General features: G+C 66.8%; 21 protein-coding genes and 2 tRNA genes. 11 read left to right on the plus strand and 12 right to left on the minus strand.

Going from position 1 to position 22,426, the window contains the following annotated elements; all coding sequences use genetic code 11:
• The 4 genes from A9X04_RS09135 to pknB all read left to right on the plus strand — a co-directional run.
• Window positions 1–421 (plus strand): FtsW/RodA/SpoVE family cell cycle protein (locus tag A9X04_RS09135; RefSeq protein ID WP_197509104.1); only part of this gene is annotated, 421 nt, incomplete at its 5' end.
• Window positions 418–1,896, plus strand: a complete 1,479-nt coding sequence (pbpA, locus tag A9X04_RS09140; protein ID WP_067919564.1) for a D,D-transpeptidase PbpA — start codon at window positions 418–420, stop codon at window positions 1,894–1,896. The genes A9X04_RS09135 and pbpA, both read left to right, overlap by 4 nt.
• On the plus strand, window positions 1,893–3,221 hold the full coding sequence (locus tag A9X04_RS09145) for a serine/threonine-protein kinase (RefSeq protein WP_082974891.1): 1,329 nt from the start codon (window positions 1,893–1,895) through the stop codon (window positions 3,219–3,221). Before pbpA ends, A9X04_RS09145 begins: the two co-directional genes overlap by 4 nt.
• On the plus strand, window positions 3,218–5,092 hold the full coding sequence (gene pknB, locus A9X04_RS09150; RefSeq protein WP_067919565.1) for a Stk1 family PASTA domain-containing Ser/Thr kinase: 1,875 nt from the start codon (window positions 3,218–3,220) through the stop codon (window positions 5,090–5,092). Before A9X04_RS09145 ends, pknB begins: the two co-directional genes overlap by 4 nt.
• Here the strand turns inward: pknB and A9X04_RS09155 are convergent.
• A complete protein-coding gene (locus tag A9X04_RS09155) occupies window positions 5,070–5,756 on the minus strand; it encodes an aminodeoxychorismate/anthranilate synthase component II (RefSeq protein WP_067919566.1) in 687 nt (228 codons plus the stop codon). The two genes, pknB and A9X04_RS09155, sit on opposite strands and share 23 nt — an antisense overlap.
• A gap of 25 nt (window positions 5,757–5,781) precedes the next feature.
• A complete protein-coding gene (locus A9X04_RS09160) occupies window positions 5,782–6,525 on the minus strand; it encodes a DUF881 domain-containing protein (protein ID WP_067919568.1) in 744 nt (247 codons plus the stop codon).
• A gap of 118 nt (window positions 6,526–6,643) precedes the next feature.
• Between A9X04_RS09160 and crgA the strand changes: the two genes are divergently transcribed.
• The gene (gene crgA / locus A9X04_RS09165; RefSeq protein WP_055404552.1) at window positions 6,644–6,925 is read left to right on the plus strand and encodes a cell division protein CrgA; all 282 of its coding nucleotides are present in this window, start codon (window positions 6,644–6,646) and stop codon (window positions 6,923–6,925) included.
• Window positions 6,926–7,080: 155 nt separating this feature from the next.
• Window positions 7,081–7,506, plus strand: coding sequence for a PH domain-containing protein (locus A9X04_RS09170; protein WP_067919569.1), 426 nt, complete (start codon window positions 7,081–7,083; stop codon window positions 7,504–7,506).
• 22 nt (window positions 7,507–7,528) lie between these two features.
• Here the strand turns inward: A9X04_RS09170 and A9X04_RS09175 are convergent, their stop codons facing one another.
• On the minus strand, window positions 7,529–8,077 hold the full coding sequence (locus A9X04_RS09175) for a peptidylprolyl isomerase (protein ID WP_067919596.1): 549 nt from the start codon (window positions 8,075–8,077) through the stop codon (window positions 7,529–7,531).
• A 128-nt stretch (window positions 8,078–8,205) separates the two neighbouring features.
• Between A9X04_RS09175 and cwsA the strand changes: the two genes are divergently transcribed.
• Complete coding sequence (cwsA, locus tag A9X04_RS09180; protein WP_067919570.1) at window positions 8,206–8,640, plus strand: cell wall synthesis protein CwsA; 435 nt, start codon at window positions 8,206–8,208, stop codon at window positions 8,638–8,640.
• 4 nt (window positions 8,641–8,644) lie between these two features.
• Here cwsA and A9X04_RS09185 read toward each other — a convergent pair.
• The 9 genes from A9X04_RS09185 to dnaA form a co-directional block, all read right to left on the minus strand.
• Window positions 8,645–8,717, minus strand: a tRNA-Ala gene (locus A9X04_RS09185).
• Window positions 8,718–8,868: 151 nt separating this feature from the next.
• Window positions 8,869–8,942: transfer RNA gene (locus A9X04_RS09190), tRNA-Ile, on the minus strand.
• Window positions 8,943–9,001: 59 nt separating this feature from the next.
• Complete coding sequence (locus tag A9X04_RS09195; protein WP_067919571.1) at window positions 9,002–9,901, minus strand: DUF3566 domain-containing protein; 900 nt, start codon at window positions 9,899–9,901, stop codon at window positions 9,002–9,004.
• A gap of 114 nt (window positions 9,902–10,015) precedes the next feature.
• On the minus strand, window positions 10,016–12,535 hold the full coding sequence (gyrA, locus tag A9X04_RS09200) for a DNA gyrase subunit A (RefSeq protein WP_067919573.1): 2,520 nt from the start codon (window positions 12,533–12,535) through the stop codon (window positions 10,016–10,018).
• Window positions 12,536–12,573: 38 nt separating this feature from the next.
• Window positions 12,574–14,607 (minus strand): DNA topoisomerase (ATP-hydrolyzing) subunit B, encoded by a 2,034-nt coding sequence (gene gyrB / locus A9X04_RS09205; protein WP_067919574.1) that lies wholly within the window; start codon window positions 14,605–14,607, stop codon window positions 12,574–12,576.
• Window positions 14,608–14,862: 255 nt separating this feature from the next.
• The gene (locus A9X04_RS09210; RefSeq protein ID WP_067919576.1) at window positions 14,863–15,420 is read right to left on the minus strand and encodes a DUF721 family protein; all 558 of its coding nucleotides are present in this window, start codon (window positions 15,418–15,420) and stop codon (window positions 14,863–14,865) included.
• Window positions 15,417–16,574, minus strand: a complete 1,158-nt coding sequence (recF, locus tag A9X04_RS09215; protein WP_067919577.1) for a DNA replication/repair protein RecF — start codon at window positions 16,572–16,574, stop codon at window positions 15,417–15,419. Before recF ends, A9X04_RS09210 begins: the two co-directional genes overlap by 4 nt.
• The gene (gene dnaN, locus A9X04_RS09220) at window positions 16,575–17,774 is read right to left on the minus strand and encodes a DNA polymerase III subunit beta (protein WP_067919578.1); all 1,200 of its coding nucleotides are present in this window, start codon (window positions 17,772–17,774) and stop codon (window positions 16,575–16,577) included.
• Window positions 17,775–18,300: 526 nt separating this feature from the next.
• Window positions 18,301–19,830, minus strand: coding sequence for a chromosomal replication initiator protein DnaA (gene dnaA / locus A9X04_RS09225; protein WP_067919599.1), 1,530 nt, complete (start codon window positions 19,828–19,830; stop codon window positions 18,301–18,303).
• A 601-nt stretch (window positions 19,831–20,431) separates the two neighbouring features.
• Here dnaA and rpmH point away from each other — a divergent pair.
• Genes rpmH through yidC form a run of 4 tightly spaced genes read left to right on the plus strand, consistent with a single transcriptional unit; the run spans window position 20,432 to window position 22,383 of the window.
• Entirely contained in the window at window positions 20,432–20,575 is a 144-nt protein-coding gene (gene rpmH, locus A9X04_RS29565; protein WP_073880743.1) for a 50S ribosomal protein L34, read from the plus strand.
• A gap of 23 nt (window positions 20,576–20,598) precedes the next feature.
• Window positions 20,599–20,961 carry a ribonuclease P protein component gene (rnpA, locus tag A9X04_RS09230; protein ID WP_082974892.1) on the plus strand — a complete coding sequence of 121 codons (363 nt, stop codon included), beginning with the start codon at window positions 20,599–20,601 and terminating at the stop codon, window positions 20,959–20,961.
• 29 nt (window positions 20,962–20,990) lie between these two features.
• The gene (gene yidD / locus A9X04_RS29570) at window positions 20,991–21,290 is read left to right on the plus strand and encodes a membrane protein insertion efficiency factor YidD (RefSeq protein WP_082972688.1); all 300 of its coding nucleotides are present in this window, start codon (window positions 20,991–20,993) and stop codon (window positions 21,288–21,290) included.
• Window positions 21,274–22,383 (plus strand): membrane protein insertase YidC, encoded by a 1,110-nt coding sequence (gene yidC / locus A9X04_RS09240; protein ID WP_156764285.1) that lies wholly within the window; start codon window positions 21,274–21,276, stop codon window positions 22,381–22,383. The genes yidD and yidC overlap by 17 nt, the downstream gene beginning before the upstream one ends.
• Window positions 22,384–22,426: the final 43 nt, after the last annotated feature.

The following is a 22,426-nucleotide window of genomic DNA, read 5'->3' on the forward strand; positions in this document are numbered from 1 at the left end:
CAACGGCCAACCCGATACCGTTCCGGCCGCGTCGACCGACTTCATCATCGCGGCCTTCGGTGAAGAGCTGGGGCTGGTCGGGTTCGCCAGCATCTTGATGCTGTACACCATCGTCATCATCCGCGGCATGCGCACCGCGATCGCGACGCGGGACAGCTTCGGCAAGCTGCTGGCCGCGGGTCTGGCGTCCACCCTGGCCATCCAGTTGTTCATCGTCGTCGGCGGCGTCACGCAACTCATCCCGCTGACCGGGCTCACCACGCCGTGGATGTCGTACGGCGGATCGTCACTGCTCGCCAACTACATACTGCTGGCCATCCTCGCTCGCATCTCCAACAGCGCGCGGCACCCCCTGCGCGGCCGTGACCGCAAGGACGCCCCGATCGCGGCGGCCAAGACCGAGGTGATCGAGAAGGTATGAACACCTCGCTGCGCCGCATCTCGCTCACGGTCATGGCGTTGATCGTGCTGTTGCTGCTCAACGCCACCATGACGCAGGTGTTCGCCGCCGACTCGCTGCGGGCCGACCCGCGCAATCAGCGGGTCCTGCTGGACGAGTATTCGCGGCAGCGCGGCCAGATCGTCGCCGGTGGCCAACTGCTGGCCTACTCGGTGGCCACCGACAGCCGGTTCCGCTTTCTGCGGGTCTATCCCAATCCCGCTGTCTACGCGCCGCTCACCGGCTTCTACTCCCTGCGCTATTCCAGCACCGGCTTGGAGCGTGCCGAGGACCCGCTGCTGAACGGGTCGGACGAGCGGCTGTTCGGGCGCCGGCTGGCCGACTTCTTCACCGGCCGCGATCCCCGCGGCGGCAACGTCGACACCACCATCCGGCCGCGGGTCCAGCAGGCCGGGTGGGATGCGATGCAGCAGGGCTGTGGCGGGCCGCCGTGCAAGGGCGCCGTCGTCGCCCTCGAGCCGTCCACCGGCAAGATCTTGGCCATGGTGTCATCGCCGTCGTATGACCCCAATCTGCTCGCGTCGCACGATCCTCAGGTGCAGGCGCAGGCGTGGCAGCGGCTGCGCGACGACCCCGACAACCCCCTGACCAACCGCGCCATCTCGGAGACCTACCCGCCCGGCTCCACTTTCAAGGTGGTCACCACCGCGGCGGCCCTGGAGGCCGGTGCGACCGATGCCGAGCAACTGACCGCGGCGGCGTCCATCCAGCTTCCGGACAGCACCGCGACGCTGGAGAACTACGGCGGCCAGCCCTGTGGCAATGAGCTCACGGTGTCGCTCAAGCAGGCGTTCGCCTTCTCGTGCAACACGGCGTTCGTCCAGCTCGGCATCCACACCGGGTCGGATGCGCTGCGCAGTATGGCGCGCTCGTTCGGTCTGGACACGACACCGAGCGTGATCCCGCTGCAGGTCGCCGAGTCGACGGTCGGGATCATCCCGGACGCGGCCGCGCTGGGCATGTCCAGCATCGGCCAAAAGGACGTCGCGCTGACACCGCTGGAGAACGCTCAGATCGCCGCGACCATCGCGAACGACGGCATCACGATGCAGCCCTACCTGATCGACAGCCTCAAGGGCCCCGACCTGGCGAACATCAGCACGACCGTTCCCTATCAGCAGCGCCGCGCGGTGTCATCCCAGGTCGCCGCTAAGCTAACAGAGCTGATGGTCGGCGCCGAGAAGGTCGCGCAGCAGAAAGGGGCCATTCCCGGCGTGCAGATCGCATCCAAGACCGGTACCGCAGAGCATGGCACCGATCCGCGAAACACACCGCCGCACGCGTGGTACATCGCCTTCGCGCCCGCGCAGACGCCCAAAGTCGCCGTGGCAGTGTTGGTGGAGAATGGCGGCGACCGCCTGTCCGCGACGGGAGGTGCACTCGCCGCGCCGATCGGACGGGCTGTGATCCAAGCCGCGCTACAGGGAGGACCATGAGCCCGCGAGTTGGTGTGACGCTGTCTGGCAGATACCGCCTGCAGCGCCTGATCGCCACCGGTGGCATGGGCCAAGTCTGGGAGGCCGTGGACAGCCGGCTCGGCCGGCGCGTCGCGGTCAAGGTGCTCAAGCAGGAGTTCTCCCAGGACCCGGAATTCATCGAGCGGTTCCGCGCCGAGGCGCGCACCACCGCCATGCTGAACCACCCCGGCATCGCCCAGGTCCACGACTATGGCGAGAGCCAGCTGGACGGGGAGGGCCGCACCGCCTACCTGGTGATGGAGCTGGTCAATGGCGAGCCGCTGAACTCGGTGCTCAAGCGCACCGGCCGGCTGTCGCTGCGGCACGCACTGGACATGCTCGAGCAGACCGGCCGGGCCCTGCAGGTCGCGCACGCCGCCGGCTTGGTGCACCGCGACGTCAAACCGGGCAACATCCTGATCACCCCGACCGGCCAGGTCAAGATCACCGACTTCGGTATCGCCAAGGCCGTCGACGCCGCGCCGGTCACCCAGACCGGAATGGTCATGGGCACCGCACAGTACATCGCCCCCGAACAGGCCCTCGGGCACGACGCGACCCCCGCCAGCGACGTGTACTCGCTGGGTGTCGTCGGCTACGAGGTCGTGTCGGGCAAGCGGCCCTTCACCGGTGACGGCGCCCTGACGGTGGCGATGAAGCACATCAAGGAGCCGCCGCCCCCGCTGCCCGCCGAACTGCCGCCCAACGTGCGGGAGCTCATCGAGATCACGCTGGTCAAGAATCCGGCGATGCGCTACCGCAGCGGCGGCCCCTTCGCCGACGCCGTGGCGGCCGTGCGGGCCGGCCGGCGCCCGCCGCGCCCCAGCCAGTCGCCGCCCCCCGGGCGCGCGTCGCCGGCGGCCATCCCGTCCAGCCCGACGACCAGGGCGGCCGCCGTCACCAGCACTCGGGCCCCGGCCCCACGCCGATCCCGGCCGGCCACCGGCGGTCACCGCCCACCACCGGCGCGGCGCACCTTCTCCTCGGGTCAGCGCGCGTTGCTGTGGGCCGCCGGGGTGCTGGGAGCGCTGGCGATCATCATCGCGGTGCTCATCGTCATCAATTCCCGCGCGGACACCCAGCAGCAGCCGCCGCCCCCGACGGTCACCGACACCGGCGGGCCGCCGGCACCGCCGGCGAGCAAGACCCCGAGCGGTTCCGCGCCGGGCCCCGCGCTGCGGCTCAATTGGACGGATCGCGCGGCGATAGGTAATCCTGGACTGCAACGAGGGCCGGCCGAGCGCGGGTGGGGTGAACGACCGAAGCCCAGCGTCTCACCGGCCCGACACGAGATAACACGATGACCACCCCTCAGCACCTGTCTGACCGTTATGAACTGGGCGAAATCCTCGGATTCGGGGGTATGTCCGAGGTTCACCTGGCCCGCGACGTCCGGCTCCACCGCGATGTCGCGGTCAAAGTGCTCCGCGCCGACCTGGCCCGTGATCCCAGCTTCTATCTGCGGTTCCGCCGCGAGGCGCAGAACGCCGCGGCGCTCAATCACCCGTCGATCGTGGCGGTGTACGACACCGGCGAGGCGGAAACCCCGACGGGTCCGCTGCCCTACATCGTCATGGAGTACGTCGACGGCGTCACCCTGCGCGACATCGTGCACACCGACGGCCCGCTGCCCCCGCGGCGGGCCATCGAGATCATCGCCGACGCGTGCCAGGCGCTGAACTTCAGCCACCAGAACGGCATCATCCACCGCGACGTCAAGCCGGCGAACATCATGATCAGCAACACCAATGCGGTCAAGGTGATGGACTTCGGCATCGCCCGCGCGATCGCCGACAGCGGCAACAGCGTCACGCAGACGGCGGCGGTGATCGGGACGGCCCAGTACCTGTCGCCCGAGCAGGCCCGCGGCGACACCGTCGACGCCCGCTCCGACGTCTATTCGCTGGGTTGCGTGCTCTACGAAATCCTCACGGGCGAGCCGCCTTTCACCGGTGACTCCCCGGTCGCGGTCGCGTACCAGCACGTGCGCGAGGACCCGATTCCACCGTCGCGGCGGCACGAGGGCATCTCCGCCGACCTCGACGCGGTCGTGCTCAAGGCGCTGGCCAAGAATCCGGACAACCGCTACCAGACGGCCGCCGAGATGCGCGCCGACCTGGTGCGGGTGCACAACGGCGAAACCCCCGAAGCGCCCAAGGTGCTCACCGACGCCGACCGCTCCTCTCTGCTCGCCGCGGGCGGAAACCTGCCCGGCCCCCGCACCGATCCGCTCCCGCGGCAACCCCTCCGTCGCATCGAGGACCGCAACGGCGGCTCGGTCGGTCGCTGGATCGTCGCCGTCGCGGCGCTGGCGGTGCTGACGATCGTCGTCGTCATCGCCTTCAACACCTTCGGCGGCACCACCCGCGACGTCCAGGTGCCCGACATGCGGGGCCAGGTGTCCGCCGACGCCATCGCGGCGCTGCAGAACCGCGGCTTCAAGACGCGCACGCTGCAAAAGCCCGACTCGACGATCCCGCCCGACCACGTCATCAGCACGGATCCGGGCGCCAACGCGTCTGTGAGCGCGGGCGACGAGATCACCCTCAACGTTTCGACCGGTCCCGAACAGCGCGAGGTGCCCGACGTCTCCTCGCTGAGCTACTCCGACGCGGTCAGCAAGCTCAAAGCGGCCGGGTTCGGCAAGTTCAAGCAGGCCAATTCCCCGTCGAGCCCGGAGCTGCTCGGCAAGGTGATCGGCACCAACCCTCCGGCCAACCAGACGTCGGCGATCACCAACGTGATCACCGTGATCGTCGGCTCAGGCCCGGAGACGAAACAGGTGCCCGACGTCGCGGGCCAGACCGTCGACGTCGCGCAGAAGAATCTCACGGTCTACGGCTTCACCGAGATCACCCAGGCGCAGGTCGACAGCACCCGCCCGGCGGGTGAGGTCATCGGCACCAACCCGCCCAAGGGCCAGACGGTTCCGGTGGATTCGGTGATCGAGTTGCAGGTGTCCAAGGGCAACCAGTTCACGATGCCCGACCTGAGCGGCATGTTCTGGACGGACGCCGAGCCGCGGTTACGGGCGCTGGGCTGGACCGGGGTGCTGGACAAGGGCCCCGACGTGGACGCGGGTGGCTCCCAGTCCCACCGAGTGGTGTATCAGAACCCGCCGGCCGGCACCGGGTGTAACCGCGACGGCATCATCACGCTGAAGTTCGGCCAGTAGCGGCCGGGTCGGCCGGGAAGTAGGGCTGCACGGCCGCGCGGACCTCGTTCTCGAGCCGGCGGACCAGCGTGTCGTTGCGGGCCCAGCCGCAGTACGCCAGCCAGTTCGCCAGCATCCGGTGTCCGCCCTCGGTCAGGATCGACTCCGGGTGGAACTGCACGCCGTGAATGGGCAACTCGCTGTGCCGCACGCCCATGATGACGCCGCCGCGGGTGCGCGCCGTCACCTCCAGCACCGGGGGCAGTGACTCCGGCAGTATGGTCAGCGAGTGATAGCGGGTCGCCGTGAATGGATCCGGAAGCCCTTGCAGCACACCGGCATTGGTGTGGAACACGCTGCTGGTCTTGCCGTGCAGCAGCTCGGGTGCGCGGTCCACGGTCGCGCCGAAGGCCACGCCGATGGCTTGGTGTCCCAGGCAGACCCCGAGTAGCGGGGTGCGCTCGGCGGCACACGCACCCACCAGAGCGATGGAAGCGCCCGCGCGTTCCGGCGTTCCCGGCCCGGGGCTGAGCAGCACCCCGTCGAACCCCCTGGCGACGGCGGACTCGTCGGAAAGCCTGGCATCGTCGTTGCGCCACACCTCGGCCTCGACGCCCAGCTGGCCCAGGTACTGCACCAGGTTGAACACGAAGCTGTCGTAGTTGTCGACGACCAGGATCCGCACCGTCCCAGGTTACCGTCCGCGGAACTCAGTAGCCGATGGTTCCCATGGGCTGGGCGAAATGCAGCCGGTCCGGCTCGGTGTGGCCGGCGACCTGGACGTCGGGCTTGACCTCTTCGCGGTAGCCCAGCCCGAACCGGACCACGTACTGGCGGTACAGGACGACCAGGGGAGCGGCGGCCAGAGCGGCTTGCATCGCGGCCGCGTTGCCGATCGCGGTGATCGTGTAGGGCGGACTGTAGGTGCGCCCGTTGAGCAGCAGGGTGTTGCCGACGCACCGCGGCACCGAGGTGGCGATGATGCGCTGGTCCTGCATCTGGATCGCCTCGGCGCCGGCGCTCCACATCGCATTGAGGACGGCCTCGATGTCCTGCTGGTGCACGACCAGGTCGTCGGGGGACGCATCGCGCGGGAACCGGCCGTTGGCGTCGCGTGGGGCGTCCTCCAGGGTGACCACCAGGCCCGGCCCGTGCACCGGATTCATGCCCGCCTCGACTGCCAGCTCGGCCGAGCGTCGCAGCATCGCCGCCAGCGCGCGATCCGAGGACCGTCCGTGCGCGGCGTCGATCTTGCCCGACAGCTCGTCGCGCTGGGCGTTGAGATGGTTCACCGACGACTGGGCCTCGCGGACCAGGTCCACCAACCGGGGGGCGTCGCTGCGGCGGATCTCGGCGCCGCCGGACACCCCGTGGGTGGCGGCCAGCAGCAGCCCGGCCAACAGGCACACCACCGGGACGCCGAAGCGCCACGGTGACCGCCGTCCGTCGCTCATCGGGTCTCCAATTTCCTGGTCACCGCGCCGAGTGGGTTAGTCTCGTAGCCAAGCTGTGCGTGCAGCTGCGGTCTTCATCGTTGCACCCCGTCCCGCTCACCGTCTTGTTGAGGTAATCATGCCCAAGTCCAAGGTCCGCAAGAAGAACGACTTCACCGTCAGCTCGGTCAGTCGCACGCCGGTGAAGGTGAAGGTCGGGCCGTCGAGTGTGTGGTTCGTGGCCCTGTTCGTCGGTCTCATGCTGATCGGCCTGGTCTGGCTGATGGTGTTTCAGTTAGCGGCCGTCGGCAGCCAAGCGCCCACCGCCCTTAACTGGATGGCGCAACTGGGGCCGTGGAACTACGCCATCGCGTTCGCTTTCATGATCACCGGTTTGTTGCTGACGATGCGGTGGCACTGAGCACGAGACGCGCCGGAATGAATTCATTTTTGAGTTGCTCCGTTACTGCGCCAGCAACATTCCGACCACCCAATCACACGCGTGTGATTTATCCCCACTGTTGATAGCGTCTGTGGATAACTCCATCGCCCGTGGTAGGAGGGGCTGAGGAGCGCGTGCAGCAAACGCAATGGCAGCCGCACGCGGCAGGAATCGCTGGTTGCGGGGTCGCCGGCGTTTTGATGGCTATCGCGAGTGTGACCGTAGTCACAGACCCGCCCGGGCGGGTTTTGGCGGGGATTGCCGCGGCTGGTCTGATCTTGTTTGCGGGCGCGACGTGGCGCGCGCGGCCGAAGCTGGCAATTACCGCCGACGGCCTGGTGCTCCGCGGATGGTTCCGGACGCAGGTATTACGGGCAAGCGACATCAAGATCATCCGGATCACCGAGTTCCGCCGCTACGGACGCAAAGTCCGGCTCCTCGAGGTCGAGAACGCCGACGACGGGCTGGTGCTGTTCTCCCGATGGGATCTGGGGACGGATCCGCTGGAGGTGCTCGACGCACTGACGGCGGCCGGTTACGCGGGCCCTCACCCGCGCTGACCGGACCGCCGTAGGGCGGGGCCTAGGAGATCGTGATCGACTCGATGACGACCGGTTCGGTGGGGCGGTCGTTGGCGTCGGTGGCCGTCGTCGAGATCGCCTCGACGACGCGCTGCGACTCCGGGTCCGTCACTTCACCGAAGATGGTGTGGCGGCGATTGAGGTGGGGCGTCTTGCCCACGGTGATGAAGAACTGGGAGCCGTTGGTGCCCGGACCCGCGTTCGCCATCGCCAGCAGGTACGGCTTGTCGAATTGCAGTTCGGGGTGGAACTCGTCGGCGAACTTGTAACCGGGGCCGCCGCGGCCGGTTCCGGTCGGGTCGCCGCCCTGGATCATGAAGCCCTGAATCACCCGGTGAAAGACCGCGCCGTCGTAGAACGGACCGGAGGACCCGCCCGATGCGTTCTGGGTCGAGTACTCCTTGGTGCCCTGCGCCAGGCCGACGAAGTTCGCGACGGTCTTGGGCGCGTGGTTTCCGAACAGGGCGACTTTGATGTCGCCGCGGTTGGTGTGCAGCGTGGCGGTAGCGGTCTGAAAGGGGCTGTTGGTCACGGCATGAGAGTCTGCCATTACGCGCGGGCCCGCCTGCACCCGGTGTCGCTCCAGCCGGGCCGCCACCGAAACCGCGTCGCGCACAGAAGGGTTCCGCCGGTGTCCCTATGCTGGCAGTCTGTTCAGCACGCACAGAAAGGCGGCAGATGAGCGCGAAGGCGGATTCCCGGCTGACCCCGCGGGAGCGACTGACCCGCGGGCTGACCTACTCGACCCTGGGGCCGGTGGACGTGACACGCGGCGTCGTCGGCCTGGGTGTCCAGTCGGCGCAGTCGACCGCATCGCAGATTCGTCGCAAATACCAAGACGGGCGCCTCGCGAAGGAACTCGCGGCCGCGCAAGAGACGCTGGCCCAGGAGTTGGCGGCCGCACAGGAGGTGGTGGCGGGGCTGCCGCAGGCGCTTCAGGACGCGCGGCGCGCTCAGCGCCGGACCAGACGACCGTTGATCTTCGCCGGGGTCGCGGTCGCGGTCCTCGCCGGCGGCGCCGTCGCGTTCAGCATTGTGCGGCGTCAGGTGCGGGAGAAGCCCCAGGAGCCGCAGTCTCGGCCCCCCAGCGTCGACGTGCAGCCCCGCCCGTGATTTGTGGAGCCTAGGGGAATCGAACCCCTGACACCCGCCTTGCAAAGGCGGTGCTCTACCAACTGAGCTAAGGCCCCTCGACGTGATCGGGTGGCTGACCGGATGTGTCGTCCACCGCCACGTGCCAGACCTCGACCCCGCGTCGGTACCGCGCCACCGCCGCCACCACAGCGATCACTGTGATTGGCAGGGCGAGTCTTACGCAACGTCGTGACGGGCACATGGTTGTGGGCCTAGGAGGACTCGAACCTCCGACCTCTTCGTTATCAGCGAAGCGCTCTAACCGCCTGAGCTATAGGCCCGTACACGCGTACGGCCGAGCGACGAGATTACCGCACTCGCCGCCCCACCCCCAAAAATGCTAGTCGCGGTCGGCCAACGTCACTTCGACGCCGCCGATCAAGTCGGTGGTCAGGTTGTAGACGAAGGCGCCGATCGTGGCCATCGCGGTCAGCAACACGATGTTGACCAAGCCGATCAGCACGGCGCCGCCGAAGATGGTGCCGCTGGACACCAGTTCGCCGCTGCTGCCGCTGGTGTTGTTCAACAGGTCACCGACGTTGCTGTTCAGCTTCGACCACACACCCATGCCCCCGAGCACCAGGTACAGGAACGCCACGGCGATCATCCAGACGAAGAACAGGGCGACCGAGAGCAGCAGGGACACCTTCAGCGTGCTCCACGGATCGATCCGGCGGATCTGCATGCTGGCGCGCACCGGGCCGCGCGGTCGCCGGGACACCTGGGTGCGGCTTTCGCGCCCCTCGCGGTTTTCGGGGGCCGACGAACGGCCAGGGCCCTGCTGGCCCGACGGCTCGCCGGTTCGGTCGGGGGGCGTCTTGCGCTGCGGGCCCCGCGGGGTCGGGCCGGAAAGGTCCGGCAACTCGCTGGCGTAGGCCTCCGCGGGCGGCCCGTCGCCGCGGCCCGCGGGAGCGTCGGTGTCGTGAGGCGGGATCTTGCCCGGTGGGGGCGCGCCGGCGCCCGGCGCCGCGGTGCCGGAGATGAACCGGTTGAGCCGGGCCTCGACTCCCGTCGGCGGTGCAGACGGCCGCGCCTCGGTGGGGGGCTCGTTCTGGCGCTGGGGTGCCTGCGGGGGCCGGGCCCCGCCACGCTGCTGCCACGGCGGTGAATCACCGGCGTCCGCGGCCCGGCCGGCCTGTGCCGGCGGGGTCGCGCGGTGTATACCGGCGCGCTCGGCCGAACCATCCCCATTAAGGCCGTCGCCCTTTTTGGGGGCGCCCGGCTCGTTCGGTGAGGTCACCCCGACTCCTTACATCTCCTACCAGGGCCGCGCGGGCGAAGGCAGTCGCATTTTGTCTGGTCGGGCCGAGTCTAATTGCCCGGCTGTGGCCCGGACCGCCCGGATTGTCACCGATCAGCCGTCGGACTCTGTGTCGCCTTCCGCTTCCTCGACGACGTCGTCCGCGTTTTCCTCGGCGTTGCGCGCGATGGCCAGCAGCGTGTTGTCCTCGCCCAGGTTCATCAACCGCACGCCCTTGGTCTGTCGTCCGGCCTTGCGGACCTGGCGCGCGGCGGTGCGAATCACGCCGCCTCCGGAGGTGATGGCGTAGAGCTCGCTGTCGTCGTCGACGATCAGCGCGCCCACCAGCTTGCCGCGCCGACGGTCATACATCACGGTGAGCACGCCCTTGCCGCCGCGCCCCTGCACCGGGTACTCCTCGATCGCGGTGCGCTTGGCGTAGCCACCCGACGTCGCCACCAAAAGGTACGTACCTTCACGAATCACGTTGAGCGACAACAGGTAATCGTCGGTGTTGAACCGCATGCCCTGTACGCCGGAGGTGGCGCGCCCCATCGGGCGCAGTGCCTCATCGGTGGCCGAGAAGCGGATCGATTGACCGTTGGCCGACACCAGCAGCAGGTCGTCATCCGACGAGCACAGCACCGCGCCGACGAGCTCGTCGCTGTCGCGCAGGTTGATCGCCACGATCCCGCCCGACCGGTTGGAGTCGAAGTCGGTCAGCTTGGTCTTCTTGACCAGGCCGTTGCGGGTCGCCAGCACCAGGTACGGGGCGTCCTCGTAGCCGCGGATCTGGATGACCTGGGCGATGCGCTCCTCGGGCTGGAAGGCCAGAAGGTTGGCGACGTGCTGGCCGCGCGCCGTCCGGGACGCCTCGGGCAGTTCGTACGCCTTGGCGCGATAGACCCGGCCCTGCGTGGTGAAGAACAGGATCCAGTCGTGCGTGGAGCTGACGAAGAAGTGTCGCACGATGTCGTCCTGCTTGAGGCCGGCGCCCTGCACGCCCTTGCCGCCGCGTTTCTGGCTGCGGTAGAGGTCGGACTTGGTTCGCTTGGCATAGCCGGTCTCAGTGATGGTGACGACGACCTCTTCGCGGGCGATCAGGTCCTCGTCGTTGACGTCACCGTCGGCCGCGATGATCCGGGTACGACGGTCGTCGCCGTGCTTGTCAACGATCTCGGCGAGCTCGTCGTGAACGATCGCGCGCTGCCGTTCCGGCTTGGCCAGGATGTCTTCCAGGTCGGCGATCTCGGCTTCGATCTTGGCCAGGTCGTCGATGATGCGCTGGCGCTCCAGGGCCGCCAGCCGCCGCAGCTGCATATCGAGGATGGCCTGGGCCTGGATCTCGTCGATATCGAGCAGCTCGATCAGCCCGGCCCGGGCGATATCGACGGTTTCCGACGCCCGGATCAGGGCGATGACTTCGTCGAGCGCGTCGAGCGCCTTGACCAGGCCGCGCAGGATGTGGGCGCGTTCGTTGGCCTTGCGCAGCCGGTAGGTGGTGCGCCGGACGATGACGTCGAGCTGGTGCGCGACGTAGTAGCGGATCATCTGGTCGAGCCGCAGCGTGCGCGGCACCCCGTCGACGATCGACAACATATTCGCGCCGAAGCTGGTCTGCAGCTGGGTGTGCTTGTAGAGGTTGTTCAGCACCACCTTGGCCACCGCGTCGCGCTTGATTTCGACGACGATGCGCAGGCCGACCCGATCGCTGGATTGGTCCTCGATGTTGGCGATGCCGGTAAGCCGGCCGTCGCGGACCTGCTCGGCGATCGAGGTGATGAAGTTGTCATGGTTGACCTGATAGGGCAACTCGGTGATGACGATCGAGGTGCGGCCCCGCGAATCTTCTTCTATCTCAACGACTCCGCGCATCCGGATCGATCCGCGACCGGTGGTGTAGGCATCGTGGATGCCCTGCGACCCGACGATCAGACCGTGGGTGGGGAAGTCAGGGCCCTTGACCCGCTCGCAGACTGCGGCCAGGGTGGCTTCTTCATCGGCCTCGTGGTTGTCCAGGCACCAGTAGACGGCTTCGGCCAACTCGCGCAGGTTGTGCGGTGGGATGTTGGTCGCCATGCCGACCGCGATGCCGCCGGAGCCATTCGCCAACAGGTTGGGGAACCGGCTGGGCAGCACCGTCGGTTCCTGCACCCGACCGTCATAGTTTGGAATGAAATCGACTGTCTCCTCGTCGATTTCACGCAGCATCTCCATGGCCAGCGGGGTCAGCCGCGCCTCGGTGTATCTCATCGCGGCCGGCGGGTCGTTGCCCGGGGAACCGAAGTTGCCCTGGCCGTCGACCAGGGGGTACCGCAGCGACCACGGCTGGGCCATGCGCACCAAGGTGTCGTAGATGGACGCGTCACCGTGAGGGTGATAGTTGCCCATCGTCTCAGCGACCGAGCGGGCCGACTTGGCGTGGCTGCGGTCCGGGCGGAAGCCCGAGTCGTACATCGCATACAACACGCGGCGGTGCACCGGTTTGAGGCCGTCGCGGACCTCGGGCAATGCGCGCCCGACGATCACGCTCATCGCATAGTCGATGTAGCTGCGCTGCATCTCCTGCTGGATGTCAACAGGTTCGATGCGGTCGCCGGCCTCGTCGCCCGGTGGCAGCGTGGTGTCAGTCATCTAGTCCCCTTTGTGGGTTGGCGTGCCCGACGAGTCGGTCAGACATCCAGGAAGCGAACGTCTTTGGCGTTGCGAGTGATAAAGCTGCGGCGGGCATCGACGTCTTCGCCCATCAGGATGGAGAACAACTCATCGGCGGCCGCGGCGTCGTCGAGCGTGACTTGACGCAGCACCCGCACCGACGGGTCCATCGTGGTTTCCCACAACTCTTTGGCGTCCATCTCGCCCAGACCCTTGTAGCGCTGAATGCCGTCCTCTTTATTGATCTTCTTGCCCGACTTGAGCCCCGCCTCGAGCAGGCCGTCGCGCTCACGGTCGGAGTAGGCGAACTCCGGATCGGTGCGCTGCCACTTCAACTTGTACAGCGGCGGCTGCGCCAAGAACACGTGTCCGTTCTCGATCAATGGCCGCATGAACCGGAACAACAGGGTCAGCAGCAGCGTCGAGATGTGCTGGCCGTCCACGTCGGCGTCGGCCATCAGCACGATCTTGTGGTAGCGCAGCTTGGTGAGGTCGAACTCGTCGTGAATCCCGGTACCCAGCGCGGTGATGATCGCCTGGACTTCGGTGTTCTTCAGCACCCGGTCGATGCGGGCCTTCTCGACGTTGATGATCTTGCCGCGCAACGGGAGGATCGCCTGAAACATAGAATCGCGACCGCTTTTCGCCGAGCCGCCGGCCGAATCACCCTCCACCACATACAGTTCCGACTTGCGCGGGTCGGTGGAGCGGCAGTCGGCCAGCTTCCCGGGCAACCCACCTAAGTCGGTGGCGCTCTTGCGGCGCACCAGTTCGCGCGCCTTGCGCGCCGCAATCCGGGCCTGCGCGGACGACACCGCCTTGTTCACAACGGTTTTCGCCTCAGACGGGTTGGCCTCGAACCAGTGTGTCAGCTGTTCGTTGCATACCCTCTGCACGAACGACTTGACCTCGGTGTTGCCCAGTTTTGTCTTGGTCTGGCCCTCGAACTGCGGCTCGGCCACCTTGACCGAGATGACCGCAGCCAGGCCTTCCCGGATGTCGTCGCCGGTGAGGTTGGGATCCTTCTCCTTGAGCAGCTTCTTGTCTTTGGCGTATTTGTTCACCACCGAGGTCAGCGCGCTGCGGAACCCCTCTTCGTGGGTTCCGCCCTCGTGCGTGTTGATGGTGTTCGCGAAGGTGTGCACCGACTCCGAGTAGCCGCCGTTCCACTGCATGGCTATCTCGACTTCGTGGCCCGGGCCCTTTCCGTCGAAGTCGATCACGCTCTGCTGGATCGGGCTCTTGGTGCGGTTGATGTGCTTGACGAAGTCGACCAGCCCACCCGGGTAGTGGAACGTGCGGTGCTTGACCTTGTGCGGCGCAGTCGATTCCGCCGCCTTCTCCTCGGCGGACTTGGGCGCCTCCGCGGTGTCGCTGACCACCTCATCGACGACCTCGTCCTGCTCGACTCGTTCGTCGGTGAGGTTGATCGTGAGGCCCTTGTTCAGGAACGCCATTTCCTGCAGACGCCGCGCCACGGTCTCGAAGTCGTACTGGGTGGTTTCGAAGATCTCCGGATCGGCCCAGAACCGGATGGTGGTCCCTGTCTTCTTCGTCGCCTCGCCCTGCTTGAGGGTGCCGGGCACGGCGCGGTCGTAATACTGAAACCACTCGTGCCCGTCGCGCTTGATGTTGACTTCCAGGCGGGTGGAGAGCGCGTTGACCACCGACACCCCGACCCCGTGCAGCCCGCCGCTGACGGTGTAGCCGCTGTTCTCGCCGCCGAACTTGCCGCCGGCGTGCAGCTGGGTCATCACCACGTCGACGGTGGGGGCACCGGTGGCGTGCATCGCCACTGGAATGCCGCGCCCGTCGTCGGCGACCTCCACACTGCCGTCGTCGAGGAGCCGCACATCAACCCGGGTAGCGTAGCCGGCCATCGCCTCATCCACCGAGTTGTCGACCACCTCCCAGATGAGGTGGTGCAGACCACGCTCACCGGTGGACCCGATGTACATGCCGGGGCGTTTGCGGACCGCTTCCAGCCCTTCGAGCACGGTGATCGCTGAAGCGCCGTATTCGTCTTGCGCCTTCTTCTTCTGGGCAGCCACGGTCGGAATGCTCTCCTTGGGGTTTCATGCGGGCGGTTCCAGTCACCGCGTCAGTCGCATTCCGTCAGTCTACCGTGATGGGCCGTCCGTACCGATTCTCCGGGCGCGTTTCTACCCAGCTAACTGCGCCGTGCGGGCAATTTCTCTATTCCCGCCGCGTCCCGACGTGCGTCCAGGCGGTTCATGTCGTCCTAGCGGCTTTGAGCGGCCTGTTGATAAAGGCCGGTCTGGGGATCGTTGGTGCCGGTCGACGACCTACCCGTAAGTGTCGCGGGGGCCTCGGCCGGGGATATGACGCGGACCCTTGCGCCACGACGGCGCGGCCGGCCCGGTGATCTTGAGCGACGTCACCACGCCGTTGCCGACCGCCGCGGCGATCTTCGCCAGCAGTTGTGCCTGGATCATCCGCAACTGGGTGGCCCACGCCGTCGATTCGGCCGCCACGCTCAGCACACCGTCGCTCAACGCGGTCGGTGTCGCATGGTCGGCGATCTGCGCCCCCACCACCGTGGACCAGTTGCCCAGCACCGTGCCTTCGGCGACCTGCGCCGACCAACCGCGCTTCTTGGCCAAGTCACGCGCCAGCCTGCCCAGCGGCTGGGGATCACGGACGTCGGGCCCCGGGCCCGACCAGCTGCGCCGCTGGCCCGCCACCCGGCGGGTGGCCGATGGCATCGACCGCCCACGGCCCGCGTCCTTTCCCTGGGCGCGCGCCGCCGCGCGCGCCTCCTCGAGCGTGCGCCGGACCAGGTCCATCCCACGCGCCAAAGCCGGGTCCGCCGCCCCGGCTGATTGTTGTTCGTCGCCCGTCATGACCGCACCGCCGAGACGCGCCCCAGGTCGTCATCCCGCAATTCGATGTCCACCTGCCTGGCGGACCAGCCCGCCGGGATGTCTTCTGCCACCGCCGCGGTGACCAAAACCTGTTCCGCCGACTCTGCGACCGTCGCCAACGCCTGCCGCCGCGCGGCGTCGAGTTCGGCGAACACGTCATCCAACAACAACACGGGTTCACTCCCGTCGGCCCGCAAGAGCTCGTACGACGCCAGCCGCAACGCCACCGCGAATGACCATGATTCCCCATGGCTGGCAAAGCCTTTCGCGGGTTGCTCACCCAACCACAGTTCAAGATCGTCACGATGCGGGCCCACCAGGCACATACCGCGTTCCAGTTCGGCGTCGCGGCGTTCGGCCAGCGCGGACAGCATCGCGGCCTCAAGAAATTCGCGAGAATTGGCGCCCTCGTCTACCTCCGCCGGCGCGCCCAGACTGGTCCGGTAGGCGATCGACGCCGGCCGGGACGCCGGTGCCAGCAGCTGATAGGCCTTCTCCACCTCGGGTGCCAACTGGTTGACCAGGTCGATGCGCGCCGCCATCAACTCGGCCCCGTATTCGGCCAACCGGCTGTCCCACACATCGAGGGTGTCCAGGGCGCTTCTGTCACCGCGATGCCGTATCCCGGAGGCGGATTTCAACAGGGCGGTGCGTTGCCGCAGAACTTTCTCGTAATCGGTACGCACCGCGGCCACCGCGGGCCGCCGCACCGCGGCCAAGTCATCGAGATACCGGCGCCGTTCCGCGGGATCCCCGCGCACCAACGCCAAGTCTTCCGGAGCGAAAAGTACGGCGCGCAAAACACCGATCACCTCACGCGTGCTGCGCACCGGTGACCGGTTCAACCGGGCCTTGTTCGCTCGCCCCGCGGCGATCTCCAGATCGATCGCACATTCCCTGCCCTCGTTCACCACGATTGTCGAGACCACAGCCCGGTCGGCCCCCGTCCGGATCAGTGGTGTGTCCGTGCCTACCCGATGGGATCCCAAGGTCGTCGAAAACCAGAGTGCCTCAATGAGATTCGTTTTACCGAACCCGTTGGAACCGACGAACACCGTCCGGCCCGGCTCCAATTCGAGGTCGGCGTGCGCCCAGGACCGAAAATCGCGCAGTCCCAAATGCCGGACGTACACCTATCCGGGCAACCGAACTGGCATCAACAGGTAGACGTAATCCGTCGGCAGGGCCGCGAAGGGGCCGTTCCCGCTGGGCGAACTGTCGTCACCGGACGCCGGCCGCAGCAGCGCCGGTTTGCCCGGGGTGGTGAAACCGAACGACACCCGCTCCGAATGGACCGCCGCAAGCCCGTCGGTCAGATACGTCGGGTTGAACGCGATCGTCAACGGCTCGCCGACGAAATCGACGGCAAGGTCTTCCTCGGCCCGGCCGACGTCGTCGGCACCCGCGGACAACCGCAGCGAGCCCTCGGAGAATTCCATCCGCACCTGTGCACCGCGATCGGCCACCAACGCCACCAACTTGATCGCCTCCGTCAGCTCGGCCACGTTGATGGTGGCCACCGCCGTGTGCTCGGCCGGCAAGAGTTGCCGAAACTTCGGGAACTCCGCATCCAGAAGGCGCGTCGTGCTCCGTTTCCCGTTGCCGCTGATCCCGAGCAGCCCGTCCTTGCCCACGCCGCTGCCGGCGCCCAGCGACAACCGAACCTCGGAACCGTCGGCGCCCGCCCTGGCGGCCTCGGCCAACGTTTTCGCGGGTACCAAGACCGCCGCTTCGATGTCGGGCGACGATGCCGACCAGGTCAGCTCGCGCACCGCCAGCCGGAACCGATCGGTGGCCGCCAAAACCACCGTGTTACCGGAGATCTCGACCCGAATCCCGGTCAACATCGGCAATGTGTCGTCCCGGCCGGCGGCGACGGCCACCTGGCTGATGGCTTCAGCGAAGAGATCGGCGGGCAGCGACCCGGTCTCCTCCGGTAGCGCCGGCAGCGTCGGATAATCCTCGACCGCCATGGTCGGGAGCGAGAATCTGGCGCTGCCGCAGTTCAGCGCGACCCGATTACCGTCGACGTAGAAGTCGACGGGCTTGTTGGGCAACGCCCGGGTGATGTCGGACAACAACCGGCCCGATACCAAAACGCTTCCGGGAGAAGCTATTTCGGCTGCAACCTGCGCTTCGGCGGAAACCTCGTAGTCGAACCCGGAGATCGTCAGCCCTTCGTCGGTGCCGGATAACAGCACTCCCGAAAGCACCGGCACCGCCGGCCGGGTCGGCAGATTCTTCGCCACCCACGAGACCGCATCCGCGAAGGACTCCCGCACCAAACGAAACTTCAAGTCGCTGAGGCCAGCTCTCGTCGTCGCCGCGTCCATAGCGTCCCTTCACCTACCGAGCGTTCAAAAGTCCAGTGGCTAGCTTCCCCCCGCTAGCACGGGGTTCCGCCGCGAACGCCACTGACACGTCATGCCAACAACGACCGCAACGGCAGTCGAAGAACAACCGTAGATCGTCGGAGGCCATCTTGAAAGCTAATCGCTAAGCCCGACAAGGCGGGTTACCGGCGGGCGCGGAACCCGACGTCCCCAAAGCTGTATTTCAAAGAAGAAACGACGAAGAGATCTCAGTACTAGTAATAAGCGCTGTGCATTCTGGGGACAGCTGTGGCTCGGTCCAGCTAGGGCCGCGATCGGGCTGTGGATGACAAGGTGCACAACTGTGGGTCGGGTGTTGGGTGGTTGGGGACGAAGCGCGGTTGTGCACGCAGCGCCGGTTACTACACGGCTGTTTCATTGCGTTGTGCACAGTCCTGCGCACAAGCTCTGACTGTGGCGCGTGTGACAGGCGTGCGAGAAGTTTTTTGAAATTACTTGCCGGGCCGGGGCTCAGAGGAGCTTGGCGTCAGCGCTTGGAGCGCTGGCGGATGCGAGTGGTGAGCTCCTTGACGTGATCGAAGACCTCACGTCGCTCTGCCATCTCGGACAAAATCTTGCGTTGGGCATACATGACGGTGGTGTGGTCACGCCCGAATGCCTGCCCGATTTTGGGCAACGACAGGTCGGTGAGCTCGCGACACAGGTACATGGCGATCTGGCGGGACTGCGCGAGCGCCCGCGTCTTACCGGGGCCGCGCAGTTCTTCCACGGTGGTATCGAAGTACTCGGCCGTGGCCGCCATGATGGTGGCCGCGCTGATCTGCATGGTGCTCGCGTCGGCGATGAGGTCACGTAGCACGATCTCGGCCAGGGCCTTGTCGATCGGAGTCTTGTTCAACGAGGCGAACGCGGTCACCCGGATCAGGGCACCCTCGAGTTCGCGGATGTTGCGTTCGATGCTGCTGGCGATGAGTTCCAACACGTCGTCGGGGACCGCCAGGCGTTCCATCTGCGCCTTCTTGCGCAAGATCGCGATCCGGGTCTCGAGCTCGGGCGGCTGGACGTCGGTGATCAAGCCCCATTCGAACCGGGTGCGCAATCGGTCTTCGAGCGTGGCCAGCTGCTTGGGGGGCCGGTCGGAGGAGATGACGATCTGCTTGTTGGCGTTATGCAGCGTATTGAAGGTGTGGAAGAACTCCTCCTGAATACCTTCCTTGCCCTCGATGAACTGAATGTCGTCCACCAGCAACACGTCGACATCGCGATAGCTGCGCTTGAAGGCGACCTTGCGGTCGTCGCGGAGCGAGTTGATGAAGTCGTTGGTGAATTCCTCGGTGGAGACGTACTTGACGCGCATGCCCGGGAAGAGTCGTTGCGCGTAGTTGCCGGCGGCGTGCAACAGGTGGGTCTTGCCCAGACCGGATTCGCCCCAGATGAACAGCGGGTTGTAGGCGCGCGCCGGCGCTTCGGCGATGGCCAGGGCCGCGGCGTGCGCGAAACGGTTGGACGCCCCGATGACGAACGTGTCGAAGGTGTAGCGCCGGTTGAGGCTGGTGCCTCCGGCGACGGCCGGGTCCGCGGGATGCGGGCGCTCGGTGAAGTAGTTCGGCCAACTTTGCGGACTGTCGGCGGCTTCACCGCCCTCGTCGGCGTCGTCGGTCTCACCGGTGTCGTCGTCGGGAATCGGCGCTTCGGTTTGCAGGAACGGGTCGGCTTGCGCAAGCACGACGTCGTCGGTGTCGTCGTCGGGCGGCGCGATGCGCACCCCGAGTTGGATCTGTTGTCCGAGCCGGCGGCTGAGGGCGTCGGTGATGGGCGTGCGCAGATGACGTTCGATCTCGTTTTGAACGAAACTGCTGGGCACCGACAACAGCGCGAACCCCTCGACGATGGTCAACGGCTGGACGAGGTTGAGCCAGGCTCGCTGCTGGGGGGTGAGGGGAGTGATGAGGGTGGTGCGGTTGGCGGCCAGCCCGTCCGGGACGGATTCACCGTTGAGCTCGGACACGACCGCGTTCCACACGGTGGTGAAACTTGAACCGGGGTCATCGGTCAACGACGCATCCCCCTGGTTCTCGAGCATCCCGGGTCGAAGTACAACCACGCTTGGCGACAAAGCAACTGTCCACATAGTTATACACAGGTGTGGACAGGATGAGCGTATGCGAACCACAACCTACCGGCGACGGCTCGCGATCTCCGTGCTGGAAGAAAACCATGAAGGCCGTCTAGGCAGCTAGTCGATCCACCATCCTCGCATCGTTGTCAAACGTCGTCGCAGTCTAAAACGACACTGGCAGAAGCTAACAGTTTTCCGTGCGGCTGCCAACCGTTCTGCTGCATTCCAATCGGGTTGTTTAGGGTCCGGTGGGCCTGGTTTGACTCGACGCCGATGTGATGCCCGGCGGGGGCCGGGCGGCCGCTGCGATCTTTTGCGCCGGGATCGAGCGGGTGCGTTGGGGCAGGCCAGGTTTGACCAGGCGAAGCGCGGTCAGTACCCTCAAACAGTCGCCCGAAAGTCGGCGATGCGGCTGCGACCCAGGTCCGCCTGGGGACCGCGCCGGCCAGCAGCAAGCAAGATTACCTCCGACCGGCCTGCAGACGAGCGAGCGCGTGGCAGGCCGGATGGAAATGCGAGACACAACGAGGAGAACGTCGTGGCCAAGGGCAAGCGGACCTTCCAGCCGAACAACCGGCGCCGAGCCCGCGTGCACGGCTTCCGGCTGCGCATGCGTACCCGCGCCGGACGCTCGATTGTGTCGAGCCGGCGCCGTAAGGGTCGCCGCGCGCTATCTGCCTGATCGCAACGCCGGGTTTTTCCGCGGTGCTTTCCGCACGCAACCGCATGAGGCGGTCAACGGAGTTTGACGCGACGGTGAAGCGCGGAAGTCGCGCGGCGCAGCCCGATGTCATCGTGCATCTCCGGCATGCGGACGACGACGAGGGAGCAACCGGTCCCCGCGTCGGACTGATCGTCGGGAAGTCCGTGGGTTCGGCCGTCGAACGCCACCGGGTGTCACGTCGGCTCCGCCATGTGGCGCGATCCGTTTTGGGTGAGCTCCACGATTGTGACCGGATGGTGATCCGGGCGTTGCCCGGGAGCCGGACCGCATCGTCGGCGCGGTTGGAGCAGGAGCTGCGCCGGGGATTACGCCGCGCGCTCAAGTCGGCGGGACGGGAGCGGTGAGCGCGCGGCTCGTCCAGTCGGTGGGCGCGATGGCCGTGCGCGGCGCGGTTTACGTCATCCAGCTGTACCGGCACATGGTCTCGCCATTGCGGCCGGCGACATGTCGTTTCGTCCCGACGTGCAGCCAGTATGCGGTCGAGGCGCTGACCGAGTACGGCTTGTTGCGGGGGAGTTGGTTGGCTGTGGTCAGGCTCGCCAAGTGCGGACCATGGCATGCGGGCGGATGGGATCCGATACCGGAACGCCCGGGATGCCAAGTGAACTTCGAAGATGCCAGCGACGCGTGGGCCAGCCCGGCGGCGCGAGGGGAGAGTGGAACTCTTGTTTGATTTCTTTAGCCTCGACTTCGTCTATTACCCGGTGTCGTGGATCATGTGGGCCTGGTACAAGCTGTTCGCTTCGATGTTGGGTCCGTCGAACTTCTTCGCGTGGGCCCTAGCGGTGATGTTCCTCGTCTTCAGCCTGCGGGCGTTGTTGTACAAGCCCTTCGTGCGGCAGATCCGGACCACCCGCCAGATGCAGGAACTGCAACCGCAAATCAAGGCGCTGCAGAAGAAGTACGGCAAGGACCGCCAACGGATGGCGCTGGAGATGCAGAAGCTGCAACGCGAGCACGGGTTCAACCCGATCCTCGGGTGCCTGCCGATGCTCGCGCAGATCCCGGTGTTCCTCGGCTTGTATCACGTGTTGCGGTCGTTCAACCGAACCACGGGCGGCTTCGGGCAGCCCCACTTGTCGGTCGCCCAGAACCGCCTCACCGGGAACTACGTCTTCAGCCCGACCGACGTCGGGCACTTTCTGGACGCCAACCTGTTCGGCGCACCGATCGGCGCATTCATGACGCAACGCACCGGGTTGGACGCCTTCACGCACTTCAGCCGGCCCGCGGTCATCGCGGTCGGGGCACCGGTGATGATCCTGGCCGGCATAGCGACGTACTTCAACAGCCGGGCGTCGGTGGCGCGGCAGAGCGCGGAAGCCGCCGCGAATCCGCAGACGGCGATGATGAATAAGCTCGCGCTGTACGTGTTTCCGCTCGGTGTCGTCGTCGGCGGCCCGTTCCTTCCGCTGGCGATCATCCTGTACTGGTTCGCGAACAACATTTGGACGTTCGGCCAGCAGCACTACGTGTTCGGGATGATCGAAAAAGAAGACGAGGCCAAGAAGCAGGAAGCGCTTCAGCGACGCGCGGCCAATGCACCGGCGCCGGGGGCCAAACCGAAGCGCAACCCCAAGGCTGGGCAGCCCGGTGGGAACGGATCGGCAACGGCCGGGGAGGGGGAGGCCGAGTCGGACGCCCCCGATGGGGAGGCACCGGCAGGCAGGCCCCAGGCGGCGAAGCCGGATGCAGGCGGCCAAGACGGTGGGGCGGTGAACCGCACCCCGCGGCCGGGGGCGCGCCCCAAGAAACGTAAACGCTGACAACGGAGACATAGCCGGACCGGGCGGTGCGACCCGGTTGGCG

It is taken from the genome of Mycobacterium sp. E3247, assembly GCF_001667785.1.
Classification (GTDB): Bacteria; Actinomycetota; Actinomycetes; order Mycobacteriales; family Mycobacteriaceae; genus Mycobacterium.